This window comes from Streptomyces sp. NBC_01478, assembly GCF_036227225.1.
GTDB lineage: Bacteria > Actinomycetota > Actinomycetes > Streptomycetales > Streptomycetaceae > Streptomyces.
The window spans coordinates 8656186-8680587 of record NZ_CP109444.1 but is presented as its reverse complement, the minus strand read 5'-3'; the positions used below and the strand labels follow the sequence as shown (position 1 = coordinate 8680587).

Sequence of the window (24402 nt, the reverse complement as noted above, 5' to 3'; positions counted from 1 at the left end):
CCGTCACATGTTCGATTCGCGGGGGTTCATGTGGTCGCCACGGCCTTGAGGCCCTCCTCGCGGCGACGGCTGCCCGCGGTTGCCCGGCGGGCCGCGCAGCACGGGTTGGTGCTGGCCGCGGTGTCGGTGACCGTGTTGCTGTGTGCGACGGCGTTGGCCGCGCTCACGGCGCTGGCGGGGAGTTCGGTGCAGGCCGGGGCCGTACGGCGGCTGGCCGGTGACATCGGCGCGCAGGTGAACGTCAACGCGGCCTACCGGGCCGGGGGCATGGCCACCGCCGACCGGGACGTACGGGCCGCCGCGGAGCGGGTGTTCGCCGGGGTGCCGCAGCGGACGTACGTCGGGCTGCTGGGCACGTCGCCGGTGTCGGTGACGGGGATCGACGGGGTCGCGGGTCCGCCGCGTGAGCCCGGGGGCAGCGGGCTGCACCCGGTCGCGGTGCAACACGGGGGCGGATTCGGGGAGTTGGTCGCCGGGCGGTGGCCCGCCGGTACGGCCGACGCCCCGGCCGGCGCGTTCACCGCGCTGCCCGATGTCCCCGTGGCCACCGGGTCCACCGCGCCGGTCGACACGGCGATACCCGACGCGCTGGCCAAACGCCTTGATATCAGGCCCGGTTCGCGACTGCGGGTGCAGGACGCCTTCAGTCGCGTCATGACGCTGCGGGTCACCGGGGTGTTCCGGGCGTCCGGTGCGGTCGGGTTCTGGCCCGCGATGGCCGGTGACCTGACCGAGGGCGAGACCGCGGACCAGGGCCTGTTGGTGGTCTCGGCGGCGGCCCTCAACGGCAGCGCCGTCCTGAACGGTCATCTGACGGCCCACTGGAGTGTGCAGCCCGACCTCTCCCGGCTCGACGCGGACGCTCTCGCCGGGCTGCGCGACCGGCTGCGGGCCTTCTCCGGCAGCCAGAGCGGTGTGTCGGTGTTCGGCGGACGGCAGCCGTCCCTCGCCGACCTCACCGTGGCCTCCGGACTGCCGGGCGCCATCGACGAGTTGACGGTTCCGACGGTCGCGGCCCGCTCCTCGCTGTACCTGCCGAGCGTGCTGCTGGCGGTCCTCGCCCTGGCCACCCTGGTGCTGGCCGCCCGCCAGTTGACCGAGCGACGACAGGGCGAGCTGGCGCTCCAACAGGCCCGCGGCGCCGGGACGTCGAGGCTGCTGCGCGGCGCGGGAGCCGAGTGGGCGCTCACCGGCATCCCGGCCGCCCTCGTCGCGCCCTTCCTGGCCGGGCTGCTGCACCCCGGCAGTCGGGGCGCCGACGCCTGGGCGGCCGTAGGACTGACTCTGCTGGTGCACGCCGCGGCGGTGCTGCTGCCCGTGCTGCCGTCGGCGGGCTCGCGGGCGGGACGGGGTGCGCGGGCCGCCGTCGCGCAGCGGTTGGGCGCCGATCTGGCGCTGCTGGCCGTGGCGGTCCTGGGGTATCTGGAGCTGCGGCGGCACCACTCGCTGATCGCCGACGTGGGCACCGGCAGCGCGTCCGTGGACCCGGTGCTGGTCCTGGTGCCGACCCTGGTGGCCGGCGCCGCCGCGCTGCTGTTGCTGCGGCTGCTGCCGCTGACCTCGCTGCTGCTGGACGCGTTCGGGCGTCGTAGCAGAGGGCTCGTACTCGCCCTGGCGGGCTGGCAGTTGAGCCGGCGGGCCGCGCGCAACGCGGGGCCGGTGGTACTGATGTGCCTGGCCGTCTCGGTGAGCGCCTTCGCCACCACCGCGCTCGCGAGTCTGGGCGGTCTGGCGTCGGAGGAGGCCGCGTTCACCGTCGGCGCGGACGTACGGATCGCCCCGTCCGCGGACGACGGCTATCCCTCCGCCGTCCTGGGCGCCGCCTATCGCGCGCTGCCGGGGGTGACCCGTGTGGCACCGGTGACGCGGTCGACGGTGAACCTGCCCGGCGGCACCACCGAGGACCTGGTCGGCACGGTCGCCGGGCCCGCTCCCCGCACCTCGTCGCCGGTCGTCCTCGGGATACCGCTGCCCGGGCGTCCGACCGCGCTGCTGCTGGACGAGCGCCTGCGCAGCGACGGCAGTCGGGTGGCGCCGAGTCTGGAGTTGACCGTGCAGGACGCGTCCGGTCTCGTCAGCGTCGTACCGGCGCGGCTGCCGGCCGCCGACGGGGCCCGGCACACCGTCGTCGTCCCGCTCGACGTGGCGTTGAGCGGGGGCCGTCCACGGACGTACCCGCTGACGGTGACCGCCGTCGGCGTGCTGCCGCAGCCGAATGCGCGGCCCGCGCGACTGGACCTGGACCTGATCCGGGTCGGCGCGCGGGAAGCCGCCAACACCCCGGATTCCGCGGCCACTTGGGTCTCCCGGTTGCCCGGCGGGCAGGTCTGGTCCGACGGCACGGACCATGCCGCCGACTCCACCGAGGGTGCGTGCAAAGGGAAGTTGACCGACAGCTACACCCCCGGCAGCCCCGGGGTGTGCTCGATCGCTCCCGGAGGCGGGTCCGCAGTGCTCCGGACCACCGTCAGCACCGGCATCCGTCCCTCCCAGGCCGTCTCGGACTCCCTCGGCGGTCTCTCCGACAGCGACTACGCCACCCGGTCCGGCAGCCAAGTGCGGCTCGTGGCGGGCCCGTTGGGCGGTCCGGCGCCGCTTCCGGTGCGCGCCGACGCCTCGACGCTGCGGGCCGCGCGCCTGCACGTGGGCAGCACCACCACGCTCGACCTGGGCGGCGGCCGGATCACCGCGAAGATCGTGGGCCGTGTCGACTCACCGCCCGGACTGGGCCGCGGGCAGGGGCACTTGATCGCCGACCAGCGCCGGCTCTCCACCGCGCTGACCCTGGCCGGCGCCGACCGGCAGGACCCCGCGTTCTGGTGGCTGAGCAGCACCGACAGCGCGCGTACGGCCGCCGCCGCCGAGGCGCGGCCCGCGCTGGGCAGCGTCACCACCACGGCACGCACCGCCGCGTCCCTCCAGGCCGACCCGTTCCGCGCCGGGCTGCGCCGGGTGCTGGAACTGGTCCGCTGGCTGGCGCCCGGTTTCGCGGTCATCGCCTTCACCGTGCACGCGGTGGTCTCCACCCGGCAGCGCCGCAAGGAGTTCGCGCTGCTGAGGGCGATCGGCGTCCGCGCCTCCGGCCTGTCCGCGCTGCTCGGCGCCGAACAGGTGGGTCTCGCGCTGTTCGCGGTGGTCCCGGGGGCACTGATGGGCCTGGCCCTGGCCTCGGCGGTCCTGCCCCTGGTCACCGTGGACGACAGCGGACAGGCCCCCTATCCCCCGCTGCCCCGGATCACCCCCTGGGCCACGGTGACCCTGACCGCGCTGGCGACCGCCCTGGCCATCAGCGCGGTGGTGCTGACGCTGGCCCGGCTGCTGGCCCGGGTGGATCTGGTGCGGGTGCTGCGAGCGGGGGAAGACCGGTGAGCCGTACGACGGGACAGGGGGCGACGGGACGAGCGGCGGTGACCCGGCGGCTGATCCGCGAGGAGTCCCGGGGCGACCTGCCGATGCTGGCCTGTCTGGCCGTGCTGGTCCTGGTGCTGACGGCGCTGTGCGCCTGGGCCCCCGTTCTCGCGGGCCGGCAGGAGGACCGGGCGCTGCGGCAGCGGGTCGACGCGGCGCAGGCCCAGGCGCCGCTGATCAGCCTGAGCACCACACCGGAGGTCTTCACCACCTCGCCGCCGTCCATGGACATGGCCACCCTGCTCACCGCCGGCCGCACCCTCACCGAGCACCTCGACGGCTCCGCCGCACGGCACCTGTCCCTCACCGGCGGCAGCTACGACTACGACCCGGCGTCCCTGCTCTCCCCACGGCCACCTGGCCAGGCGAGCACGAGCGTCCAACTGACAGTCAGTCATCTTCCGTCGGCACAGGCCCACTTGCGCTACGTCAGCGGTCACGCGCCCGCCGACCGCACGCCGTTGACCACCCCGCCCCAGATCGGGCTCTCGCAGGCCACCGCGCGGGCGCTGGGCGTCCGGGCCGGCAGCCGACTGAGCGTCGAGTTCCCGAAGACGCCCGGGGCACAGAACGCCGCGCCCGACGCGGAGTTGGTGGTGAGCGGGGTCTACCGCACCACAGCCGCGGCCAACGGTTTCTGGACCGGCCGGGAGACCCTGGACCAGCCCGCGCGCTACCCGGCGGAGCGTTCCGCCGGCACGGTGCTGGCCGTCCGCGGTCTCGTCGGCCGCGACGCCGCCGACCTGCTGGCCGGTGCCGGAGTGGGCGGCCCCCGGGTGACCTGGCAGATGCGCGCCGATCTGTCCGGGGCGGCGCTCGACCGGGCCCGCGCGCTGACCGGGCCGCTGTCCCACTACGGCGCGGACCTGAGTGCCGCCCTGTGCCAGGGGAGCGACTGGGTCACCGGCGACATCGCTTGCCAGGTCGGCGGCCAGTCCACCCAGTCCCTGCTGGTGACCGACTCCCTGACGCCGTTGCTCACCGCGTTCACCGCGCAGGACCGGCAGGCCCGAGCCCTGGCGACGTACGCCGTCGACGCGCTGGCGGCGGTCGCGCTGGCCACCGTGGCGGTAGCGGTACGGCTGCTGCTGCGCCGTAGGCAGCCGCATCTGCGGTTGCAGCGCGCGCGGGGCGCGTCCACCGCGCGCCTGGTGCTGTTGCGCTGCGCGGTGGCCTGGCCGGTGGTGCTGATCGCCGCCCTGCTCGGCTGGGCGGCCGGCCGGTCCCTCGCCCCCGCCGGCACGTCCGGATCGCCGCAACCGCTGCCCGCCGTCCTCACCACCGCGACGGTGCTGCTGACGGTGCCCCTGATGACCTGGCTCGCGGTCCGCGAACCCCGCCGCCCCGGCCGACTGCGCCGCACCCGCCGCAGGACCGCCGTGGGCCGCCGCGCGGTCCTGGAACTGACGGTGCTGCTCACGACGGCGGCCGGCGTGCTCGCGCTCCGCGCCCAGGGCCCCGACGGGATTCTGGGCGCGGTGCCGGTCCTGGTGGCGCTCTCCGTCGTACTGATCCTGCTGCGTGTCTATCCGCTCGTCCTGCGCCTGGTGCTACGGCGGACCCGGCGCGGCCGGGGTGTGGTGGGTTTCGTCGGGGCGGCCCGGGCCGCGCACGACGCCCCGGCGACCGGACTCGCCCTGTTCGTCCTGGTGTTGACCCTGGGCACGGCGGTGTTCGGCGGCCTGGTGCAGCGTACGGTCGACGACGGCCTGGCGACGGGGGCGGCGTGGACCACGGGCGCGGACGCGAGCGCGACGGTGGCGGGCACCGTGACGCCTGCCGGAACCACCGCCGGCGGAACACGGACCGCTCTCCAGCGTCTGCGCACCCTCGACCTCGCGGGGCAGGCCGACGGCGCGGTGGTCTCCCAGGTCGCCGTGATCACCGTCGATGCTCGTCAACTGGCCGCCGTCGCCCCGAAGTCACCACTGGCCGGCGCCCTGTCGGCCGGGCTGACCACTCCACCGGGAGGCCGGGTCGACGCGAGTGTCCCGCTGCCGTCCTTCCTCTCGCCCGACCTGCGGGCGCGGGAGCGCACCGGCGGCTTCACCACCACCGTGGTGACCCAGGGGCAGCCCCCGGTGAACCTGACCCTCAAGCCGGTCGGCACCCTCACCGCCGCCGACCTGCACGACCCCCTCCTCGGCCCGGTGACCGCGCAACTCCCGCCGGGGACACCGCTGTTGATCACCGTCGCCGACGCCGAACACCTGCTGCCCGAGCAGGCCGCGGGCAGTACCGTCCTGCTCCTCAAGGGCGACGGGCCCCAGGCACTGCGGTCGGCGGCGGCCAAAGCGCTCGGGCCGCTCGCCCGGATCCGCGTCCGCTCCGAGACGCTGAGCACCCTGCGCGCGGACGGCCTGACGCAGGGGCTCGGCATGATCTACACGGCCGGTTCGATCCTGGCCGCGCTGTCCGGCCTGCTCGCGCTCGCCCTCGAACTGACCCTCACCGCCCAGGAACGCGGCCGCACCACCTCGTTCCTGCGCACGCTCGGACTCGGCGCCAGGGAGGCGGGGGCGATCCACTTCCTGCAACTGCTGCCGCTGGCGGTGGCCTCGGCGGTGGGCGGCACCCTGCTCGGGCTCCTCGAACCACGGCTCATGCAACAGACCCTGGATCTACGGCAGTTCACCGGCGGCCCGGCCGAACCGGCCCTGCACACCGACTACTCGCTGACCCTCGCGCTCGTCGCCGGCGTGACCGCGCTGATCCTGGCCGCCGCGGCGACCGAGACGGTCCTCGCCCGCAGGCGCCGTCTGGGCGCCGTACTGCGCCTGAGCTGAACGCACCTTGGGGGCAGGCCGGTTACTGCACGCTCTCGGTGCCCTCCGCCTCGGACTTGGCCCGTCGCGCGGCCTCGTCGGGCCATATGCCGATGTGGTCGCTCTCCAGGGCCAGCCGGACCCGCTTGCGCAGGTGCAGCCGCTCGGTGAACTCGCCGGGCAGTTGCAGGCGGCCACTCGCGTCCAGCACCGCGTACTCCTCGGCGGTGAGCACCTCGACGCCGTCCTCACCGGTGGCGACCCGGCGCAACACCTCCGTCGAGGTACGGCCGTTGCGGATCCGTACGGTGCGCTGGACCTGCTCGGACACCAACGCGTCGTGGGTGACCACGATCACGGTGACGCCCAGCTCCTCGTTGGCCCGGCGCAGCGCGGCGAAGACCTCGTCGCTGGTGGCGGTGTCGAGTTCGCCGGTGGGTTCGTCGGCGAACAGCACCCGGGGCTCGTTGGCGTTGGCCACGGCGACCGCGACCCGCTGCTGCTCACCGCCGGAGAGCGTGTCGGGGGTGCGGTCCCGGCAGTGCCCGACGGACAGCAGATCGAGCAACTCCTCGGCCCGGGACCGCCGTTGGGCGCGTTTGATCCCGGTGTACGTCATCGGGAGCATCACGTTCTCGGCCGCCGAGAGATACGGCAGCAGATTGCGGGAGGTCTGCTGCCAGACGAACCCCACCGTGCTGCGGCGGTAGTCGAGCCGCTCACGGCGTTTCATCGCCAGCAGGTCGTGTCCGGCGACCTCGGCGGCACCCGCGGTGGGCACGTCCTGGCCGGAGAGTATGCCCAGCAGAGTGGACTTGCCGGAGCCGGAGGCCCCGATCACCGCGATCATCTCGCCCTCGGCGACGGCGAGATCGAGGCCCTGGAGGGCCTGCACCTCGACGCCCTCGGTCTGGTAGATCCGCACCAGGTTCTCGCAGACGACCAGCCCCTCCTCGCGCCGCAGGACGGCGGCCTCGGCGGCCCGCCGCCGCAGCTCGGCCAAGTCCGGTGCCCCGGTGGGCTGTTGGTGAACTGCCACACGGTCCCCCGAGGAGGTGAGGTCTGCGGAGACGAAGTCAATGGAGACGAGGCCTGTGGAGACGAGGTCTGCGGATAACGATGTCGAACAGCGGCCAGGGTAGCCCTAGCCGTCCCCGACGATGCGCCCGTCACGCAGTTCGAGCACCCGGTCGGCCAGCGCGAGGAGTTGGGTGTCGTGGGTGGCGACGAGCGCGGTGACGGACTCGCTGCGGACGACGGCGCGCAGCAGGTCCATCACGGTGAGACCGGTGTCGGCGTCGAGCTGTCCGGTGGGTTCGTCGGCGATGATCAGGGCCGGGTCGTTGGCGAGCGCGCGGGCGATGGCGACCCGCTGCTGCTGGCCGCCGGACAGCTCGCCAGGACGCTGGTCGGCGTGGTCGGCGAGGCCGACCAGGGCGAGCAACAGGCCGACGCGGGCCTCGCGTTCACGGGCCGGGACCTTCCGCAGGCGCAACGGCACCCCGACGTTCTCGGCGGCGGTCAGGATCGGGATGAGGCCGAAGGACTGGAAGACGAAGCCGATACGGTCGCGGCGCAACGCCAGGAGTTCGTCCTCGCCGAGACCGGCGAGGTCGGTGCCGTCGAGGCTGATCCGGCCGCCGTCCGGGGTGTCGAGGCCGCCGACCAGGTTGAGCACCGTGGTCTTGCCGGAACCGGACCGCCCCCGGAGCGCGACGAGTTCACCGCGCGGCACGCTGAAAGAGACACCGCGCAGGGCATGGACGGCGGTGTCCCCGCTGCCGTAGGTACGGCGCAGGTCCTCGACCGCCACCATCGCGCCGACCGGCGTCCCGACGTCCGCGACCGCGCCGCGCCCACTGGACCGCTCGCTCACCCGTGCTCCCCCCCCACCTGCCCCGCGTCCGCACCGTACGGTACTGCCCGCCCCGGACAACTCCCGCGCGGGGCAGGCGAATCGCCCCCTCGGCCGTCACTCCGGCCCGGCCGCCAGCCGCTCCACCGTGGTGACCGTCCGGTCGAGGATCGTGTCGAAGAGCCGGGCGTGCGCGGCGGGCAGACCGGCGAGGAGGGGCCGCAGGGCGTCCGCCGTGGGGTCGTCGGCGGGGGTGTCGTCGAGCAGGGCCGTCATCTCCTCGTCCGGTCTGCGGTAGCCCTCGTAGACGGCGTGGCCGAGCATCGTGGACGAGATGAGCGCCACGGCGAGGGCGAGGTCCTCCTCGGAGAGACCGGCCGGGGCGAGGATCTCGCGCAGCCGGGTCAGGCCGGGGAGCCAGGCGGGGTGCCGGGTCGTCGTCATGTACGGCATGAGCTGGGGGTAGGGGCGGAGGTTGGCCTGCCCGGCGCGCATCCAGGCGCTGAGCCGGTCGGGCCAGGGGCCGTCGGGGATGGGGTCGCGCCGCATGGCCTCCAGGACGTGGTCGGCGGTCGCCTGGAGGAGGGCGTCGCGGTCCGGGAAGTAGCGGTAGAGGGCCATGGGGGCGGCGCCGACGACGTCGGCGACGCGCTTGATGGTGAGGGAGACGGCCGGTTCGGCGAGCAGCACCTCGACCGCGCCCTCGACGATCCGCTCCCGCGACAGCCGGGGCGGACGCCCCCTGCCCCGGCGGCCGGAAACCGTCGCCACCTGCGTCACCACCTGTGTCATCCGCCGCACCTCCGCGTCCGCGACAGTCGTGTCCGGACAGGGGGAAGGCTACCGCTCCGGCCTTTCCCCACCGCGCCTCCACCTATTTTGCGTATGCCATACGAAAAACATGCCAGACTCGTTTCGTTCGGCCCCCTGTCGCCCTGTCGCCCGTATCGCCGGAGGCTTCGCCATGTCCGCGTCCGCCATCCCCTCCCCACCCGTCGAGGGCTCCGGGCCTGCGCGCTCCGGTGCCGTCGTCTGGGTCCTGGCGCTCGGCGGGATCACCGTCTCGCTGATGCAGACGTTGATCATCCCGATCGTTCCCGAACTCCCGAAGCTGCTGAACTCCTCGCCGTCCGACGCCACATGGGCGATCACCGCGACCCTGCTCGCCGGTGCCGTCGCCAACCCTGTCGTGGGGCGGCTCGGGGACATGTACGGCAAGCGGCGGATGCTGCTGCTCAGCCTGGTCCTGCTGATCGTCGGGTCGGTGATCGGCGCGCTCAGCGACTCGCTCGTGCCGATGATCGTCGGGCGGACGTTCCAGGGCGTGTCGATGGCCGTCATCCCGCTCGGCATCAGCATCATGCGGGACGAACTGCCGCCCGAGAAGCTGGGATCGGCGACCGCGCTGATGAGTGCCTCGCTGGGGGTGGGCGGTGCGCTCGGGCTTCCGACGGCCGCGTTCATCGCCGAAAAGGCGGACTGGCACGTGCTGTTCTGGACGGCGGCGGTGCTCGGCGCCGTCGTGACCGCGCTCGTCGTGACGCTCGTGCCGGAGTCGGCGGTGCGCAGCGGCGGCCGGTTCGACGTGGTGGGCGGCGTCGGGATGTCGATCGGTCTGGTGTGTCTGCTGCTGGCCGTCTCCAAGGGCGCGGACTGGGGTTGGGGCAGCGGCACGACAACTGGGCTGTTCGCCATGGCGGTTGCGGTGCTGCTGGTGTGGGGCTGGTGGGAGCTGCGTACCGTACGGCCGCTGGTCGACCTGCGCACCACCGTGCGGCGCCAGGTGCTGCTCACCAACCTCGCGTCCGTGATGTTCGGCTTCGCCATGTTCGCGATGTCGCTGGCCGTGCCGCAACTGCTCCAACTGCCCACGTCCACCGGCTACGGCCTCGGCCAGACCGTGCTCGCGGCGGGGCTCGCCCTCGGCCCCTCCGGCCTGGTGATGATGGCGACGGCGCCGCTCTCCGCCCGGATCTCGGCGACGGCCGGGCCCAAGGTCACCCTGATGCTGGGCGCGCTCATCGTGGCGGCCGGCTATGGGCTGGGGGTCGTCATGATGGCCGCGGTCTGGCAGGTCGTGGTGGTGTGCTGTGTGATCTCCGCCGGGATCGGTTTCGCCTACGGCGCGATGCCCGCGCTCATCATGGGGGCCGTGCCGTTGACCGAGACGGCCGCCGCGAACAGCCTCAACAGCCTGATGCGGTCCATCGGTACGTCCGCCTCCAGCGCCGTCGCCGGTGTCGTACTGGCGCACATGACGACGACCTTCGGCTCCCTCACCGTCCCCTCCCACAACGGCTTCCGCGTGATCATGGGCATCGGTTCGGCGGCGTCGCTGGCGGCCCTGCTGCTGGCCGCGTTCCTGCCGGGGCGGCGGGCGCCGGTGGATGCGGGGGTGCCCGCGGCGGCCAACGCGGCGGCGGGGGCCCGGAGTTAGGGCCGTTCCCGGGGAGCGCGGTGCGGGCGGGGCCGACACACCCCGCCCGCGCCGCGCCACGACGGCTACGACAACTGGGTCTGCACCTGGGCCGAGATCAGTTCCAGGTGGTCCAGGTCGGCGAGGTCGAGGACCTGGAGGTAGAGGCGCCGGGAGCCGATCTCGGCGTAGCGGCCGATCTTGTCGACGACCTCGGACGGGGTGCCCGCGAGGCCGTTGGCCTTGAGGTCGTCGACCTCGCGGCCGATCGCGGCGGCGCGACGGGCGACTTCCTGGTCGTCCTTGCCGACGCAGACCACCAGGGCGTTGGAGTACGTGAGGTCGTCGGCCTTGCGGCCGGCCGCCTCGACGGCGGCGCGGACCCGGCCGAACTGCCGCTCGCTGTCCTCGATCGAGGCGAACGGCATGTTGAACTCGTCGGCGTACCGCGCGGTCAGCCTCGGAGTACGGCTCGCGCCGTGGCCGCCGATCAGTACGGGGATCCTCGTCTGCGCGGGCTTGGGCAGCGCGGGCGAGTCGGTCAGGTCGTAGTGCGTGCCGTGGAAGTCGAAGGTGTCGCCGGGCTTGGTCTCCCACAGTCCGGTGACGATCGCCAGTTGCTCCTCCAGGCGGGCGAACTTCTCCTTGGGGAACGGGATGCCGTACGCCTGGTGCTCCTGCTCGAACCAGCCCGCGCCCAGGCCGAGTTCGACCCGGCCGCCGGACATCTGGTCGACCTGGGCGACCTGGATGGCGAGGACGCCGGGGAGGCGGAAGGTGGCGGCCGTCATCAGGGTGCCCAGGCGGATGCGCTTGGTCTCGCGGGCGAGGCCGGCCAGGGTGATCCAGGCGTCGGTGGGGCCGGGCAGGCCGTCACCGGAACCCATGCTCAGGTAGTGGTCCGACCGGAAAAAGGCGTCGAAGCCCAGGTCTTCGGTGGCCTTGGCCACGGCGAGCAAGGTGTCGTAGGTGGCCCCCTGCTGGGGCTCGGTGAAGATGCGAAGATCCATGCCTCCATCCTGCACGCCGGGGTATCGGTCAACCCCACCGGTCCCTACGGCCCCACTCGTCCCCGGTCGGGTGAAATTGCGTCAACCGTGCGCACGGGGGGCGCCCGCGCCAGTGACCGGCCCCGTTGATGATCGTTGGCTCGGGCGGAGCCGGACCGCCCGGATTCCCGCACCGGCAAGGCGACGTCGGGGCGTCACCCGCATCGGCCTCCTCCCAGGTGGGGAGGCCACGGGCCGAGGAGGCCGTCATGTCCGAAGAAGCCGTGCCGCAGCAGGGCGGGCCTGCACAACCGAAGGGGTTGTTGCAGCAGATGGAGGAGCTGATGGCGTCCCTGAACGCGGACCTGTCCGCCCTGGACGCGGACCTGCAGTCGGCCGGAACCACGGGGTCGGCACAACCAGCCGACCTGGACGCGGGTGGCTCGATGGACAACGCAGGCCACGTGAGGCGCCCCTAAAGGGGCGCGGGGAACTGCGCGGCCGGCCACGACGGAGTCGCGCAGACCCTACGAACCGCAACCGTCACGGCCCCCCACTCCCATCACCCGGACACCAAGGTCACCCCGCCTCCCGCTCCGGTATCGCCGCCTGTTCGCGGTCCGCCAGTCTTCGGAGCATCTCCAGCACCCGGTCCCGCGATTCGTCCGCCGCGTCGATCGCTTCCATGCACTGCCAGTACGTCCCCTCGTCGTCCGCCGCGCAGGCGATGCCGACGAGGGCGATACCGACCTCGCCGAGCAGGCCGCCCAGGCACAGCAGGGCGAGGCGCGCGTCGCCCAACTCCGTGAGCTGGGCCGCGCGTAAGTCCTCTATCGCGAGGACGGGGGTGTCCAGGACACCGCAGCCCCGGCCCGCCAACTCGGTCAACCCCAGTGCCTCGCCGCGTAGTTCGGGCGGGCCGTAGACCGCAAGGCGGCTGCCTATCGCCTGGGCGAGGGCCTGCGCCTGCCACACCTCCGTCATGGTCTCCGGCACGCCGCCGCTCCCGGCCAGGGCGCGCCTGCTCGTCACGATGAGCCGCATCGCGTCCATGCCCTGCCCCCGTCATATCCCGACGCGCTGTTCGCACGTCCGCCCGAACTCCTTGTCCACTACCCAGAGTGAGAGTCCCTGAGACGAAAAGCCAGAGGAAGGCGGAAATCTGTGGACAACAAATCGGTTGCGGGCAGATGAATGACTCCGGAGAGTGAAAATGGACGCGCTCGCTCCCCCAAGTTGTCCATTACGACCGCGGAAACCTGCTCTCGTTGCGGTCGATCTTCGCGTCCAGCGCCGTCAGCGGGTCGATGCCGAGCACCTCGCACAGTTGCAGCAAGTACGCGAGAACGTCGGCGACTTCGTCCCGCACCCGGTGCGCGGTGTCCGCGTCGTCCATGACCCGCGCCGACTCCTCGGGGGTCAACCACTGGAAGATCTCGGCCAGTTCGGAGGCCTCCACGCTGAGCGCGGAGACGAGGTTCTTGGGCGTGTGGTACGGCTGCCAGTTCCGCGCGGCCGCGAACTCGGCCAGTCTGCGCTGCAGTTTCGCCACGTCGAGATGTTCTGTCACGGGTCCAGGTGTACCACCGTGACCCCGTCGATCCGCGCGGCCCAGGACGCGTCGCTCACCGCGCCGACCAGCCGGATGTGCCCCCGCTCGCACATCCGCGCCGCGAGCCGCAGCAGTTCGGCCCGTTGCCGTACGTCCACTCCCCGGTCGAGGCCGTCGGCGAGGACGGTCAGGGTCTGCATCGCGGCCGGGACCTCGCCGGGCGGGTCGACCTCCAGGACGCCGGGGCCGGTGAGCAGCACCAACGCCAGTGCCGCGTACCGGAGTTCACCGTCCCCGAGCCGTTCGAAGCCGGTGCGCAGGCCGTCGCCCCGGTCGAGCACCGCGCGGAGCAGGCCGTCGCCCAGCGGTTCCGCGAGGAGGTCCGTCACGGGTCCGGCGCAGCCGGCGCGCACCGCCGTGACGAGCTGCCCGTGCCGGCGCCCGCACTCGGCCCGGGTGCGCCACAGCACGTCGGCGAGGTTGCCGCAGTCCCGCAGCAGCCGCCCGTCGCCGATCGGCACGGCCGCGCGCATCCGCTCGGGCGCCGGATCGCAGGCGAAGACGGAGCGCAGGGCGACCACCATCTGCTCGGCGGCGGCGAGGACTTGGCGCTGTCCGTCGGTCTTGCCGGCGACGCGCAACGGCAGCAGCGCGGTGCCGAGCCGGTCGTCCGGCAGCGGTGCGCGGGTGACCGGCGACGAACCCGCCGTGTGCCAGGCGGCCTGCACCGAGCGGCGTGAGGGATCGCGCAGCGCGGTCTCCAGGAGGACCAGGCCGCCGGCGGTCAACCGCTCGCCCACGATGCGCAGTTCGGGCTCGGCCTGGACGGCGACGTCGAGCCGTACCGGCCCCTCGGGCCCGTCCGCGGTGCACCCGATCCGGAACCCGCGCCGATGCTGGGCGTCGGGCCGGGCCCGCTCCGGGACACAACCGGCCGGGTCCGGGAAGACCTCCCCCACCTCGCCCCCGGCACCGAGCCGCGCGAGCGCCTCGTACGCCCGCAGCGCAGTCGTCTTGCCGCACCCGCTGGGCCCGGCGAGGAGGGTGAGCGGCCCGAGCGGGAATCCGGTGCCCCGGTGCGTGGCGAACGCCGACAGCCGCAGCTCGGTGAGGTGCGGCCGGTCGGGGTACGCCTCGACGTACCCGGGGTTCGTCCGGGGCGAGGCGGCCTCTGGAGATCGCCCCTGCGGCGGCACGGACTCGGACGGCCGGGAGGACGCGGAGGGATGGTGCGGCTGGGGCGACTGTGCTGACACGGTCATATCCGGACCGTAGGCCTCCGCCGTCAGGCGAACCGTTCCGCCCCGAGGACCTTCCTACGATCGAGCGACGGGCACACTCACCTCACACACCCGGAACTCCCGCCCCCTCCATCAGCCCCCGCACTTCCGTCCCGGGCGGTGTGAGCAGGAACACGTTCCGGTCGACGCGGGTCATCCCGCTGGACAGGCCGAAGACGACACCGGTGCTGAAGTCCAGCACCCGCTTGGCGACGTCCGTCTCCGCGCCCGTGAGGTCGAGCAGCACCGGGATGCCCGCCATGAGGGTCTCCGCGACCTCGCGCGCGTCCCCGAACACGTTCACCCGCAGGACGACGAAGCGGCGGCGCGGTTCGGTCTCGACCTCGGGTATCGCACGGTGGCTCACGGCGGACGGCCAGGCGTCGCGCCCCCGCAGCGGCACTACCTGGGCGAGCCCTTCCCACTGTTCGTCGGTGACATCGTGGCTGTTCACCGGCATGCTCCGTCCTGGGTCGCGCTGGCAGTCTGCATACGGCAATTGTTGCGCACTGTCACCCGTTCGGCCCAACAGCGACACACTCCGCGACAAGATCGGGCACATCTCACACCGGCCCCCGGCCGGTTGTGCAGCGGGCGTAACCCCTCATGATCGAGCCGCGTGACATCGGCGTAACGGGCAATTCGTACGGTCGACGGCATGACGACGAGCCTCCAGACGCAGCGGGTCCGCACGGTCTGCTCGTACTGCGGTGTGGGCTGCGGCATGCTGCTCGACATCGGCGCGGGTCCCGACGGCAGGCCCACGGTCCTCAAGGCGTCCGGCGACAAGGCGCACCCGGCGAACGCGGGCCGGCTCTGCACCAAGGGCGCCACCACGGCCGAGATGCTCACCGCACCGGGCCGGCTGACCGGCGCGCTGGTGCGGGACGAGCGGGGCGCGGAGCCGGTGCCCGCGCCGCTGGCCGACGCGATCGCCGGGACCGCGCGGCGACTGCGGAAGATCGTCGACGAGCACGGGCCGGACGCGGTCGCCTTCTACGTCTCCGGGCAGATGAGCCTGGAGGCGCAGTACTTGGCGAACAAGCTGGCCAAGGGGTTCGTGCGGACGAACCAGATCGAGTCCAACTCCCGGCTGTGCATGGCGAGTGCGGGCGCCGGTTACAAGTCGTCGCTGGGCGCGGACGGGCCGCCCGGCTCGTACGAGGACTTCGAGCGGGCCGATGTCTTCCTGGTCATCGGCTCGAACATGGCCGACTGTCATCCGATTCTCTTCCTGCGGATGATGGAACGGGTCAAGGCGGGCGCCAAGTTGATCGTCGTCGACCCGCGCCGGACGGCCACGGCGGCGAAGGCGGACCTGTTCCTTCAGATCGCGCCGGGCACCGATCTCGCCCTGCTGAACGGCCTGTTGCGGCTGCTGCACGAGAACGGGCACACCGACCCGGAGTTCATCGCCGCGCACACCGAGGGCTGGGAGGCGCTGCCCGACTTCCTCGCCGACTACGCGCCGGACACGGTCGCCGCCCTCACCGGTCTCGCCGAGGACGACATCCGTACGGCGGCCCGGCTGATCGGCGAGGCGGGCGAGTGGATGAGCTGCTGGACGATGGGCCTCAACCAGTCCACGCACGGGACGTGGAACACCAACGCCCTCATCAACCTGCATCTCGCGACCGGCGCCATCTGCCGTCCGGGCAGCGGGCCGTTCTCCCTCACCGGCCAGCCGAACGCGATGGGCGGCCGTGAAATGGGCTACATGGGACCGGGGTTGCCGGGCCAGCGGTCCGTACTCGTCGACGCGGAACGGGAGTTCACCGAGGAGGTGTGGGGCCTGCCGCCCGGCACCATCCGCGCGGACGGCGTCGGCCGGGGCACCGTCGAGATGTTCCGGAAGATGGCCGACGGCGACATCAGGGCCTGCTGGATCATCTGCACCAACCCGGTCGCCTCGGTCGCCAACCGACGGACCGTCATCGAAGGCCTCGAAGCAGCCGAGTTCGTCGTCACCCAGGACGTCTTCACCGACACCGAGACCAACGCCTACGCCGACGTCGTCCTCCCCGGCGCCCTGTGGACCGAGTCCGAGGGCGTCCTCGTCAACAGCGAACGCACCCTCACCCTCGCCCGCCCCGTCGTCGACCCGCCCGGCGAGGCGACGGCCGACTGGCGCATCATCGCGGCCGTCGCGTGCGCGATGGGGTACGAGAAGGGCTTCTCCTACGACAGCGCGGAGGAAGTCTTCGAGGAGATACGGCAGTTCTGGAACCCGGTGACCGGCTGGGATCTGCGCGGGGTGACGTACGAGCGGCTGCGGTCCGCGCCGGTGCAGTGGCCGGCGGCGGCGGAGGACGGGCCGGACCGCAACCCCATCCGGTACGTGGGCGGGGGCGAGCTGCGGTTCCCGACGGCCAGCGGGCGGGCCGTCTTTCACGCCCGGCCGCACCTGCCGGCCGCCGAGCTGCCCGACGACGACTACCCGTTCGTGCTGAACACGGGACGCCTTCAGCACCAGTGGCACACGCTCACCAAGACGGGCAAGGTCGCCAAGCTCAACAAGCTGAACCCCGGGCCCTTCGTGGAGCTGCATCCGCTGGACGCGCGGGAGTTGGGGATCGCGGAGGGCGACTCCGTGGAGGTCGCGTCGCGGCGGGGGCGGGCGGTGCTGCCGGCCGTGGTGACCGACCGGGTACGGCCCGGTGGCTGTTTCGCGCCGTTCCACTGGAACGACCTCTTCGGCGAGTATCTGAGCGTCAACGCGGTGACGAACGACGCGGTCGATCCGGTGTCGTTCCAACCGGAGTTCAAGGTGTGCGCGGTGTCGCTGGCGAAGGTGGCGAGCGCGGCACCGGCAGCGGCTCCGACACCGGCTCCGGAGCAGGCGCTTGTGCCGGCCTCGGTGACCCCGGGCGGGAATCCCTTCGGACTTGATCCCGCCCCGCCGCCCGTCCTCACCTCGCGGGAACGCCTCTACCTGGCCGGCTTCCTCGCGGGTATCGAATCCGGTGCCCCGGGCGTGCCGACGCTTCCGCCGGACGCGCCGTTCAGTGCCGAACACGCCTTGTGGGTCAACGGTGTTCTCGCCGGGATGTATTCGAGGTCGACGACCACTCCCGTACAACAGCCACAAGCAGGGCGGCAGATCGTCGTCCTGTGGGCCTCGCAGACCGGCAACGCCGAGGAGTTGGCGGCGGCCACCGCCGAACAACTGGGCTCGGCCGGGCACCGGGCCCTGCTGGTCGCCATGGACCAGGCCGACCTCGGCACGCTCCCGGCCGACGCCGATCTCCTCTTCATCACCAGCACGTTCGGCGACGGCGACGCCCCCGACAACGGCTCCGGCTTCTGGGACACGCTCACCGGTGAACAGGCGCCGCGCCTGGACGGAGTGCGGTTCGCGGTGCTCGCCCTGGGCGACTCGTCGTACGACGACTTCTGCGGGCACGGGCGCCGGCTGGACGCGCGGCTCGACGAGTTGGGCGGGGTGCGGCTGGCCCCGCGCACGGACTGCGAGCCGGACTTCGAGCCGTCGGCGGACGCCTGGCTGGGCCAGGTGATCACGGCACTGGGCGCCGACCCCGAAGTCCCGGAAGCACCGCGCCGCACCCCCAAGCCCGCCCCCGTCACCGCCCGTCTCGTCGGCAACCGGCTGCTCAGCCGGCCGGGCGCGGACAAGGAGGTCCGGCGCTTCACCTTCGACACGAGCGGCACCGACCTGACGTACGAGGCCGGTGACGCACTGGGCGTACGGCCGGTCAACTCCCCCGCGCTGGTGGAGGAGTGGCTCACCGCCACTGGTACCGATGCCTCAACGGTCGTAGAACTGGAAGGTGTTGGAGAGTCCACCTTCGGCGAGGCACTGCAACGGCAGTTGGACATCACCCGTATCACCCCGGATCTGCTGCGCTTCGTGGCCGAACGGACGCGGGACGACCGGGAGTTGCGCAGGCTGCTGCGGCCGGACAACAAGGACGGGCTGGCGCAGTGGAGTTGGGGGCGGCAGGCGGTGGACGTGCTGGCCGAGTATCCGGTGCGGGCGGGGGCCGAGGAGTGGGCCGGGGTGCTCAAGAAGCTTCAGCCGCGCCTGTACTCGATCTCCTCCAGCCCGCTCGTCGATCCGCAGAGCGTCTCGCTGACGGTGTCGGTGGTGCGGTTCGAGAGTGTCAACGGGCGCCCGCGCGGCGGGGTTTGCTCGCCGTTCCTGGCCGATGCCGAGGTCGAGGTGGCTGCCGAGGCGGGGACCCGGGTGCCGGTGTTCGTGCAGCGCTCGCCGCACTTCCGGCCGCCCGCCGATCCGGCGACGCCGATGGTGATGGTCGGGCCGGGCACGGGGGTCGCGCCGTTCGTCGGGTTCCTTCAGGAGCGGCGGGCGCTCGGGCATCCCGCGCCGAACTGGCTGTTCTTCGGGGAGCAGCACCGGGCGACGGACTTCTACTACGAGGAGGAGCTGACGGAGTTGCTGGACGAGGGCACCCTCGCGCGGCTCGACACGGCGTTCTCCCGTGACCAGCGCGCCAAGGTGTACGTGCAGGACCGGATGCGGGAGCACGGGCCGGAGTTGTGGCACTGGCTGCGGGAGGGTGCGCACTTCTATGTGTGCGGGGACGCCTCGCGGATGGCGAAGGACGTGGACCGGGCGTTGCGTGACATCGCGGTCGCGCACGGCGGGCTGGACGAGGCCGAGGCGAGTGCGTATGTGAAACAACTGGCGGCGGCGAAGCGGTATGTGCGCGATGTTTACTGAATGAACTGATGGCCACGGCCGGTTGAACAAAGCCGTTCGAGTTTGCCCCATTTAGACCACGAAGGGGCCTTCTTACCGGTCTCACACCCTAATCATCAGGACTTCGCCCACCCGGCTCACCAGGTGCGATTAGCGTCCTGTGCCGTGCACTTGGCAGAAACGCAACAGGTGACACCCGGCCGGCGGACACAGTCGGCGGTGTCCGCCCCGGAACCTCCCGCGCAGTGGCACCGCATCCTCACCCTGCTCGCCGACATCAGTCTGTTCATCGGCGTCCGCCCGGTGTGGACGCAGGCGGCCGGCCACCGGCTCGTCGTGGCGGCGGCCGTCTGCCTCTGCTACGCCTCGATCCTGGTGTGCGGGGTGCTGACCCTGGTGGTCCGCCGGGCTCGCTCGCTGGCCCGGATCGATCTCGCCGTGCTGGTGACCGCGGTCCTGCTGGCGCTGGCCGCGTGGTCCGTGTTCCACACCGGAGGCGACGAGGCGGTCCTCACCACCCAGGCCGCCAAGGAACTGGTCGCCGGACACCCGATCTACGGCCAACCCTGGCCCTGGCTCTTCCACTCCGGCCAGGGTGTCGCGCTCACCCCGACGGTGACCGGCGGCTACGACTACACGTACGGCTACCCGCCGTTGGAGACGCTCCTGACGGCGCCCCTCCTGTGGATCGGCCACGGCGGTGCCCCCGCGACGGCCGTCGCGACCGGCGCGCTCATCGCGGCCGCGATCCTGATGTGGCGGCTGCTGCCCGTGCAGTGGCGGTCGGCGGCCACCATGGCCTGCCTCGGCCTCGGCCTTCTTCCCACCTACGGCCGTCAGGGCTATCCCGCCGTGCTCGCCATGGCGTTGCTGGTGCCGGTGGTGATCCGCTGGCCCAGGATCGGCAGGGGCGGCCGACTCGGCCGCGCCGGGATCGCCCAGGCCGTGTGCCTGGGGGCGGCCTGCGCGGCGCAGCAACTCCCCTGGTTCCTCACGCCGTTCCTGCTCGCCGGGATCTACGCCGTGCGGCGCGGTGAACTGGGCGCCCGGCAGGCCGGGTTGGTGCTGCTGCGCGTCGTCGGGGTCGCCGTCACGGTATGGCTGCTGATCAACACGTACTTCATCGTGCACGAGCCGGGCACCTGGCTGCGAGGCATCGCGCTGCCGCTGACACAGGGCGCGGTGGTGCACGGCCAGGGCCTGGTGGACATCTCGCTGTACTTCACGAACGGCAGCGACCGGCTCGACTGGTACTCCCACGCGAGCATGCTGCTGGCGGCGGGGCTGCTGGCCGTGTTCGTGCTGTTCGTACGGCGGTTGGGGCCGGCGGCGACCGTGCTGCCCTGGTGCGCGTTCTATCTGGCGACGCGTTCGCAGGACGGCTACTACCTGCTGATGACGCCGTTGTGGCTGGCTTCGGCGGTCACCGCGCCGATCGCCGAGTTCCGTGCCGCGTGGCAGCCGCGCCCCCGGTTGCTGTCCGGTCCGCGCCGGCGCCGGGCCAGGGTCGCGGCGGCCGTGCTCCTGGTCACGCCCGCACTGGCGAGCGCCGCCGTGGCGGCGACCGGGGCACCGCCGATGACCATGAGACTCACGGGAGTCCGGCGCGCGGTGCCCACGGTCGTGACCCGGCTGACGATCCAGGTGACCAACGCGTCCGGCACCGCGCTCACCCCGCACTACACGCTCACCACGGGCCAGGGCATGAGCAGGTTCTGGGCCCAGGTGGGCGGCCCGGCGACGCTGCCCGCGCACAGCACGGAGACCATCGAACTCCGGCCGCCGGGCGGGACGTTCACCCTGCCGCACAAGCAGGTCCGGATCCGGGTGCGCGCCTTCACCGCCACTCCGCAGACGCTGTCCAGCTCGGACATCCGGCTGCGGCTCCCGGATTGACGGTCCGTCAGGCGGCGGTGCGCAGGAAGCGGAGCGTGGTGGTGACGGTGGTCAGGCCGCGCAGCATGCCCATCTGGTTCCAGCCCAGGCCGAACTGGTCCCGGTCCACGGTGAATTCGGCGTCCAGCGTGAGCGCTTCGCCGGTCGCGTCCTTGAGGCGGGCCGTGAAGGTCTGCGGGCGGCTGATGCCGTGGACGGTGAGCTGACCGACGACGTGCACGGTGTCGCCGGTGAGCTCCGCGCTGCGCACCGCGAAGGTGATCTCCGGGAACTTCTCGACGTCGAACAGGTCGGCGGAGCGCAGGTGCTTGTCGCGCTTGGCGTTCTTGGTGTCCAGGGAGGCGGCGCCCAGGGTCAGGGTGCCGACCGCGGAGCCGTCGCCCCGGACCTCGCCCTGACCGCTGAAGGTGCCGAACGTGCCCTTCACATTGACCAGGCCCCACATCGTCTTGTGGCTGATGCCCACGGTGGAGGCGGCCTGGTCGAGCTGCCACACCCCGGTCTCGACGGCGACGGTCATGATCTCTCCCACTGGTTCGGGTAGTCCAAATTTGAATGAGCCTCACGCTAGCCCATTATCCAAATCTGGACAACCATCTCCTCCAAAATTGGACAACAGGTAGACTCGGCACCATGGCCGACCCTGTTGAGCGCCCTGCCGACCAGCCCGAATGTCCCTCCCTGCGGGGCGACGGGCTGCTTCCGCCCGAGCTGCGCGCCTGGATGCTGCTGCTGGCAGCGACGGGCGCGGTGGAACAGGAGCTGCGCTCGGTCGTGAAGGAGAACCTCGACGTCTCGCACGACGAGTTCCTGGTGCTGTGCCTGCTGGCCGAGCAGCCCAAGGAGGGGCTGCGGATGACCCGGATCGCGGAGCTGCTGGGCCGGCCCAAGACCCGGCTGACGTATCAGATCGCGTGTCTCCAGCACGCGGGGCTGGTCACCCGCAAGTCCGTCTGCGGCGACAAGCGCGGCATCGAGGTCGCCCTCACCGACAAGGCCCGCCAACTCCTGCGCGAGGCCTCGGAGTCACTGGCCGAGACGGTCAAGCGGGGGCTGGTGCAGTTCGTGGGACGGGAGCAACGGGACGCGCTGACCGCGCTGTTCCCCGATCTCGCGGCCAACTGACGCCCACCGGCCGGTCCGGCTCGGCCCTGGCGACCGGGCTTCGCCCAATTACTCGACGGCGAAACGGAGTTGGCGGTCGATGTCCGGCTGACCCGCCGCCGATCCTCGCGTGGACGTCGTGCGGCACCGTCCGGATCCGCCCGGCGGGGTCACCGCTGTCGTCGCGGCCGGGCACCGCGGGCGCCTTGCGGACGACGGGAGTCGGCGGCCGTACCGGGCCGCCGGACCCGACGCCTCACCGGCAGGACGGCGGCAGGCGTGTCCCGCTGCCGCCGTCCTGAACCGCTGGTCGCGCGCCCCTCATCGGGCGGCCGGGACACCCCCGTCCGTCAGCAGGTCCAGGAGGGTCGCCCGGGCGCGTGCCACCCGTGAACGGACCGTCCCCACCGGGCAGTCGGCGAACACCGCCGCCTCCGCGTAGGGCAGGCCGAGGAGCTGGGTGAGGAGGAAGGCCTCGCGGCGTTCGTCCGGGAGCAGGGCCAGCAGGTCGAGGAGCGCCACGCCGTCGTCGAAGCCGGGCAGGCCCTGGGGCTGGGCGAGTTCGACGGCGAGCTGCCAGTCCTGGACGTCGGACAGGCGGGGGCGGACGGCGGCGTGGCGGTAGCTGTCGATCACCGCGCGGCGGGCGATGGACAGCAGCCAGGTACGCGCCGAGGAGCGGCCCTCGAAGCGGTGCAGGCTGCCGAGCGCCCGCAGGAACGTGTCCTGCGCGAGATCGTCGACCGCCTGCGGGTCGGCGCAGAGGTGGGCGACATAGCGCAGGACGTCGCGGTGCAGGGCGCGCACGAGGTGGTCGACGGCGGCGGGGTCGCCGTGGCGGGCGGCGAGCGCCCAGTTGGTCAGCGACTCGTCGCTCGACTCCATGGAATCGGGCGGCGCGGGCAGGGCAGGAGTGATCACCTGGAGTCCTTCTCGGTCATCCGTGAAAGGGGAGCCGGCCGTCCTGCGGCGCCCGGAGCGGCGCGGGGGTACGGCCGGGGCCCGGGGCGCGCACGAGCGGCCCCGGGGTGCCTGCTGTCGTCAGACGACAGCCGTCCCCAGGGGCGGACCCCGCGAGGTGATCGCGTGAACGAGAAGGAGCAGCCGCGGCGCCCGGTCGGAACGGGGGCGGCGCGGCCGGAAACGCGGACGGTGCGGCGGAGCGGGGAGCGCGAGCAGCAGTCGTAGCGGAGCCGCCAGACGTGCGGCCACGGCCCGCAGCAGACGGAACGCGGCGCGCTCGCCGTGGGCCAGCCACAGGCCGCAGAGGAAGGCCGCGAGGAGGTGGGCGGTGAGCATGCCGAGCGAGGACGTGCCGCCGTCGGTGGGGTTCACCGACATATGCGCCATATCCATGGAGTCCGTGGCGCTCATGTGCATGGAGCCCATGTCTGCCGACCCCATGTCCATGGGCATCTGCTGCCCGGTCGCGGGCTGCGCCAGGGAGAACGCCGAGTGGAGGGCGGCCTGGGTGGCGACGACGAGGGTCACGATCAGCGGGAGGCCGCGTTCACGGCCCGCCAGGGACCAGCCGGCCGCACCGGTCGCGGCCAGTCCGGCGGCCAGTGCCCACGCGGGTACGTGGCGGCCGGACATCAGGACGTGCCCCAGGGCGGCGAGCACCACACAGACGGCCGCGAACACCGCGGACCGTACTGCGCGCGAACCCCACCCTGCCGTCATGGCGCCTCATCCTGGCATCCCGAACCCGGCTGTCAGCGAGGGGTACGGAAATCACGGGCGCGGTACTCAGCGGTGGCGGTTGCCGCCGGCCGGTCCTACTCCTCGATGACCAGGCCCTTCGCCGCGAGCACCGGGGCGAGGCCGCACATCTCGATCACCGTCCTGCCCGCGCGGTACGCGGCGATGAACCCGGCCTCGGCGTCGATCCGTTCCTGTGAGGCGGCGGCCGCCTCGGCCGCGTCCTCGCGGCGGACCACGACCACGCCGTCCGCGTCGGCGCGCATGATGTCACCGGGGCGGACGAGTACGCCGCCGACGGTGATCGGTTCGCACATGGGGCCGACGGTCTCCTTGACCGTGCCCTTGATGGAGACGCTGCGGGAGAAGACCGGGAAGCCCAGGGCGCGCAGGTCCTCGGTGTCGCGGACGCCCGTGTCGGTGACCAGGCCGGCGAGGCCCTTGGACTGGCAGGCGTTGGCGAGGACGTCGCCGAAGGAGCCCGCTTCCTCGTAGGCGCCGGCGGACACCACCACGACGTCGCCGGGCCGGGCGTAGGCGATGGCGGTCTGGAGCATGAGGTTGTCGCGCGGTGCGCACTGGACGGTGAAGGCGGGGCCGCACAGGGACATGGTGCGGTCGACCGGCTTGATGGCCGAGTCCAGTGCGCCGAGGCGGCCCTGTGCCTCGTGGATGGTCGCCGAGGAGAAGGCGCTGAGCTGCTTGACGAGGGCCGGCTCCGGCCGGTCGAACTTCGTGCTGACGCGGATCATGAC

19 protein-coding genes are annotated in these 24402 nt (G+C 72.6%); 7 read left to right on the top strand and 12 right to left on the bottom strand.

The window, feature by feature from the left end; translation table 11 throughout:
• The first annotated feature begins 30 nt into the window (after positions 1–30).
• Entirely contained in the window at positions 31–3369 is a 3339-nt protein-coding gene (locus OG223_RS39270; protein ID WP_329259366.1) for an ABC transporter permease, read from the top strand.
• Positions 3366–6194, top strand: a complete 2829-nt coding sequence (locus OG223_RS39265) for a hypothetical protein (RefSeq protein ID WP_329259363.1) — start codon at positions 3366–3368, stop codon at positions 6192–6194. The genes OG223_RS39270 and OG223_RS39265 overlap by 4 nt, the downstream gene beginning before the upstream one ends.
• A 22-nt stretch (positions 6195–6216) precedes the next feature.
• Here OG223_RS39265 and OG223_RS39260 read toward each other — a convergent pair whose 3' ends face one another.
• From OG223_RS39260 to OG223_RS39250, 3 genes are all read right to left on the bottom strand, one after another.
• Positions 6217–7176, bottom strand: a complete 960-nt coding sequence (locus OG223_RS39260; RefSeq protein ID WP_329265717.1) for an ABC transporter ATP-binding protein — start codon at positions 7174–7176, stop codon at positions 6217–6219.
• A 141-nt stretch (positions 7177–7317) separates the two neighbouring features.
• Positions 7318–7989, bottom strand: a complete 672-nt coding sequence (locus tag OG223_RS39255; RefSeq protein ID WP_329265716.1) for an ABC transporter ATP-binding protein — start codon at positions 7987–7989, stop codon at positions 7318–7320.
• Between the two features lie 156 nt (positions 7990–8145).
• Positions 8146–8820: a TetR/AcrR family transcriptional regulator gene (locus tag OG223_RS39250; RefSeq protein ID WP_329259361.1), complete on the bottom strand. Its 675-nt coding sequence runs from the start codon at positions 8818–8820 to the stop codon at positions 8146–8148.
• Positions 8821–8992: 172 nt separating this feature from the next.
• Here OG223_RS39250 and OG223_RS39245 point away from each other — a divergent pair, with 172 nt between their 5' ends.
• Positions 8993–10465, top strand: a complete 1473-nt coding sequence (locus tag OG223_RS39245) for an MFS transporter (protein WP_329259359.1) — start codon at positions 8993–8995, stop codon at positions 10463–10465.
• Positions 10466–10530: 65 nt separating this feature from the next.
• On the opposite strand, the gene OG223_RS39240 is transcribed toward OG223_RS39245, so the two are convergent.
• Complete coding sequence (locus tag OG223_RS39240; RefSeq protein ID WP_329259356.1) at positions 10531–11454, bottom strand: LLM class F420-dependent oxidoreductase; 924 nt, start codon at positions 11452–11454, stop codon at positions 10531–10533.
• Positions 11455–11702: 248 nt separating this feature from the next.
• On the opposite strand from OG223_RS39240, the gene OG223_RS39235 reads away from it, so the two are divergent.
• The gene (locus OG223_RS39235) at positions 11703–11912 is read left to right on the top strand and encodes a hypothetical protein (RefSeq protein WP_329259353.1); all 210 of its coding nucleotides are present in this window, start codon (positions 11703–11705) and stop codon (positions 11910–11912) included.
• Between the two features lie 100 nt (positions 11913–12012).
• On the opposite strand, the gene OG223_RS39230 is transcribed toward OG223_RS39235, so the two are convergent.
• The 4 genes from OG223_RS39230 to OG223_RS39215 all read right to left on the bottom strand — a co-directional run bounded on the left by OG223_RS39230 (position 12013) and on the right by OG223_RS39215 (position 14725).
• On the bottom strand, positions 12013–12486 hold the full coding sequence (locus OG223_RS39230; protein ID WP_329259351.1) for a DUF6099 family protein: 474 nt from the start codon (positions 12484–12486) through the stop codon (positions 12013–12015).
• 190 nt (positions 12487–12676) lie between these two features.
• Complete coding sequence (locus tag OG223_RS39225) at positions 12677–13003, bottom strand: nucleotide pyrophosphohydrolase (protein ID WP_329259349.1); 327 nt, start codon at positions 13001–13003, stop codon at positions 12677–12679.
• On the bottom strand, positions 13000–14247 hold the full coding sequence (locus tag OG223_RS39220) for an AAA family ATPase (protein WP_329259346.1): 1248 nt from the start codon (positions 14245–14247) through the stop codon (positions 13000–13002). The genes OG223_RS39225 and OG223_RS39220 overlap by 4 nt, the downstream gene beginning before the upstream one ends.
• Positions 14248–14329: 82 nt before the next feature.
• Positions 14330–14725, bottom strand: a complete 396-nt coding sequence (locus OG223_RS39215; protein WP_329259343.1) for a cell division protein SepF — start codon at positions 14723–14725, stop codon at positions 14330–14332.
• Between the two features lie 198 nt (positions 14726–14923).
• Between OG223_RS39215 and OG223_RS39210 the strand changes: the two genes are divergently transcribed.
• Together OG223_RS39210 and OG223_RS39205 are read left to right on the top strand one after the other, a co-directional pair.
• On the top strand, positions 14924–18967 hold the full coding sequence (locus OG223_RS39210; RefSeq protein WP_329259340.1) for a bifunctional nitrate reductase/sulfite reductase flavoprotein subunit alpha: 4044 nt from the start codon (positions 14924–14926) through the stop codon (positions 18965–18967).
• 198 nt (positions 18968–19165) lie between these two features.
• Positions 19166–20842: a hypothetical protein gene (locus tag OG223_RS39205; protein ID WP_329259337.1), complete on the top strand. Its 1677-nt coding sequence runs from the start codon at positions 19166–19168 to the stop codon at positions 20840–20842.
• Positions 20843–20849: 7 nt separating this feature from the next.
• Here the strand turns inward: OG223_RS39205 and OG223_RS39200 are convergent, their stop codons facing one another.
• The gene (locus tag OG223_RS39200) at positions 20850–21362 is read right to left on the bottom strand and encodes a YceI family protein (protein ID WP_329259334.1); all 513 of its coding nucleotides are present in this window, start codon (positions 21360–21362) and stop codon (positions 20850–20852) included.
• 113 nt (positions 21363–21475) lie between these two features.
• Here OG223_RS39200 and OG223_RS39195 point away from each other — a divergent pair, with 113 nt between their 5' ends.
• Positions 21476–21967 (top strand): MarR family winged helix-turn-helix transcriptional regulator, encoded by a 492-nt coding sequence (locus tag OG223_RS39195; RefSeq protein WP_329259331.1) that lies wholly within the window; start codon positions 21476–21478, stop codon positions 21965–21967.
• Between the two features lie 300 nt (positions 21968–22267).
• Here OG223_RS39195 and OG223_RS39190 read toward each other — a convergent pair whose 3' ends face one another.
• The 3 genes from OG223_RS39190 to OG223_RS39180 form a co-directional block, all read right to left on the bottom strand.
• On the bottom strand, positions 22268–22867 hold the full coding sequence (locus OG223_RS39190) for a sigma-70 family RNA polymerase sigma factor (protein ID WP_443073789.1): 600 nt from the start codon (positions 22865–22867) through the stop codon (positions 22268–22270).
• Positions 22868–22987: 120 nt separating this feature from the next.
• Positions 22988–23629, bottom strand: a complete 642-nt coding sequence (locus tag OG223_RS39185) for a hypothetical protein (protein WP_329259328.1) — start codon at positions 23627–23629, stop codon at positions 22988–22990.
• 95 nt (positions 23630–23724) lie between these two features.
• Positions 23725–24399 (bottom strand): 4-carboxy-4-hydroxy-2-oxoadipate aldolase/oxaloacetate decarboxylase, encoded by a 675-nt coding sequence (locus OG223_RS39180; protein ID WP_329259325.1) that lies wholly within the window; start codon positions 24397–24399, stop codon positions 23725–23727.
• Between the last annotated feature and the right edge of the window lie 3 nt (positions 24400–24402).

Bases quoted from the DNA above. Each gene is read 5' to 3' on its own strand.
- OG223_RS39210 (WP_329259340.1), top strand. From the start codon at position 14,924: ATGACGACGAGCCTCCAGACGCAGCGGGTCCGCACGGTCTGCTCGTAC.
- OG223_RS39245 (WP_329259359.1), top strand. From the start codon at position 8,993: ATGTCCGCGTCCGCCATCCCCTCCCCACCCGTCGAGGGCTCCGGGCCT.
- OG223_RS39255 (WP_329265716.1), bottom strand. From the start codon at position 7,989: ATGGTGGCGGTCGAGGACCTGCGCCGTACCTACGGCAGCGGGGACACC.
- OG223_RS39200 (WP_329259334.1), bottom strand. From the start codon at position 21,362: ATGACCGTCGCCGTCGAGACCGGGGTGTGGCAGCTCGACCAGGCCGCC.
- OG223_RS39240 (WP_329259356.1), bottom strand. From the start codon at position 11,454: ATGGATCTTCGCATCTTCACCGAGCCCCAGCAGGGGGCCACCTACGAC.
- OG223_RS39195 (WP_329259331.1), top strand. From the start codon at position 21,476: ATGGCCGACCCTGTTGAGCGCCCTGCCGACCAGCCCGAATGTCCCTCC.
- OG223_RS39230 (WP_329259351.1), bottom strand. From the start codon at position 12,486: ATGGACGCGATGCGGCTCATCGTGACGAGCAGGCGCGCCCTGGCCGGG.
- OG223_RS39250 (WP_329259361.1), bottom strand. From the start codon at position 8,820: ATGACACAGGTGGTGACGCAGGTGGCGACGGTTTCCGGCCGCCGGGGC.
- OG223_RS39235 (WP_329259353.1), top strand. From the start codon at position 11,703: ATGTCCGAAGAAGCCGTGCCGCAGCAGGGCGGGCCTGCACAACCGAAG.
- OG223_RS39215 (WP_329259343.1), bottom strand. From the start codon at position 14,725: ATGCCGGTGAACAGCCACGATGTCACCGACGAACAGTGGGAAGGGCTC.
- OG223_RS39220 (WP_329259346.1), bottom strand. From the start codon at position 14,247: ATGACCGTGTCAGCACAGTCGCCCCAGCCGCACCATCCCTCCGCGTCC.
- OG223_RS39180 (WP_329259325.1), bottom strand. From the start codon at position 24,399: ATGATCCGCGTCAGCACGAAGTTCGACCGGCCGGAGCCGGCCCTCGTC.
- OG223_RS39185 (WP_329259328.1), bottom strand. From the start codon at position 23,629: ATGACGGCAGGGTGGGGTTCGCGCGCAGTACGGTCCGCGGTGTTCGCG.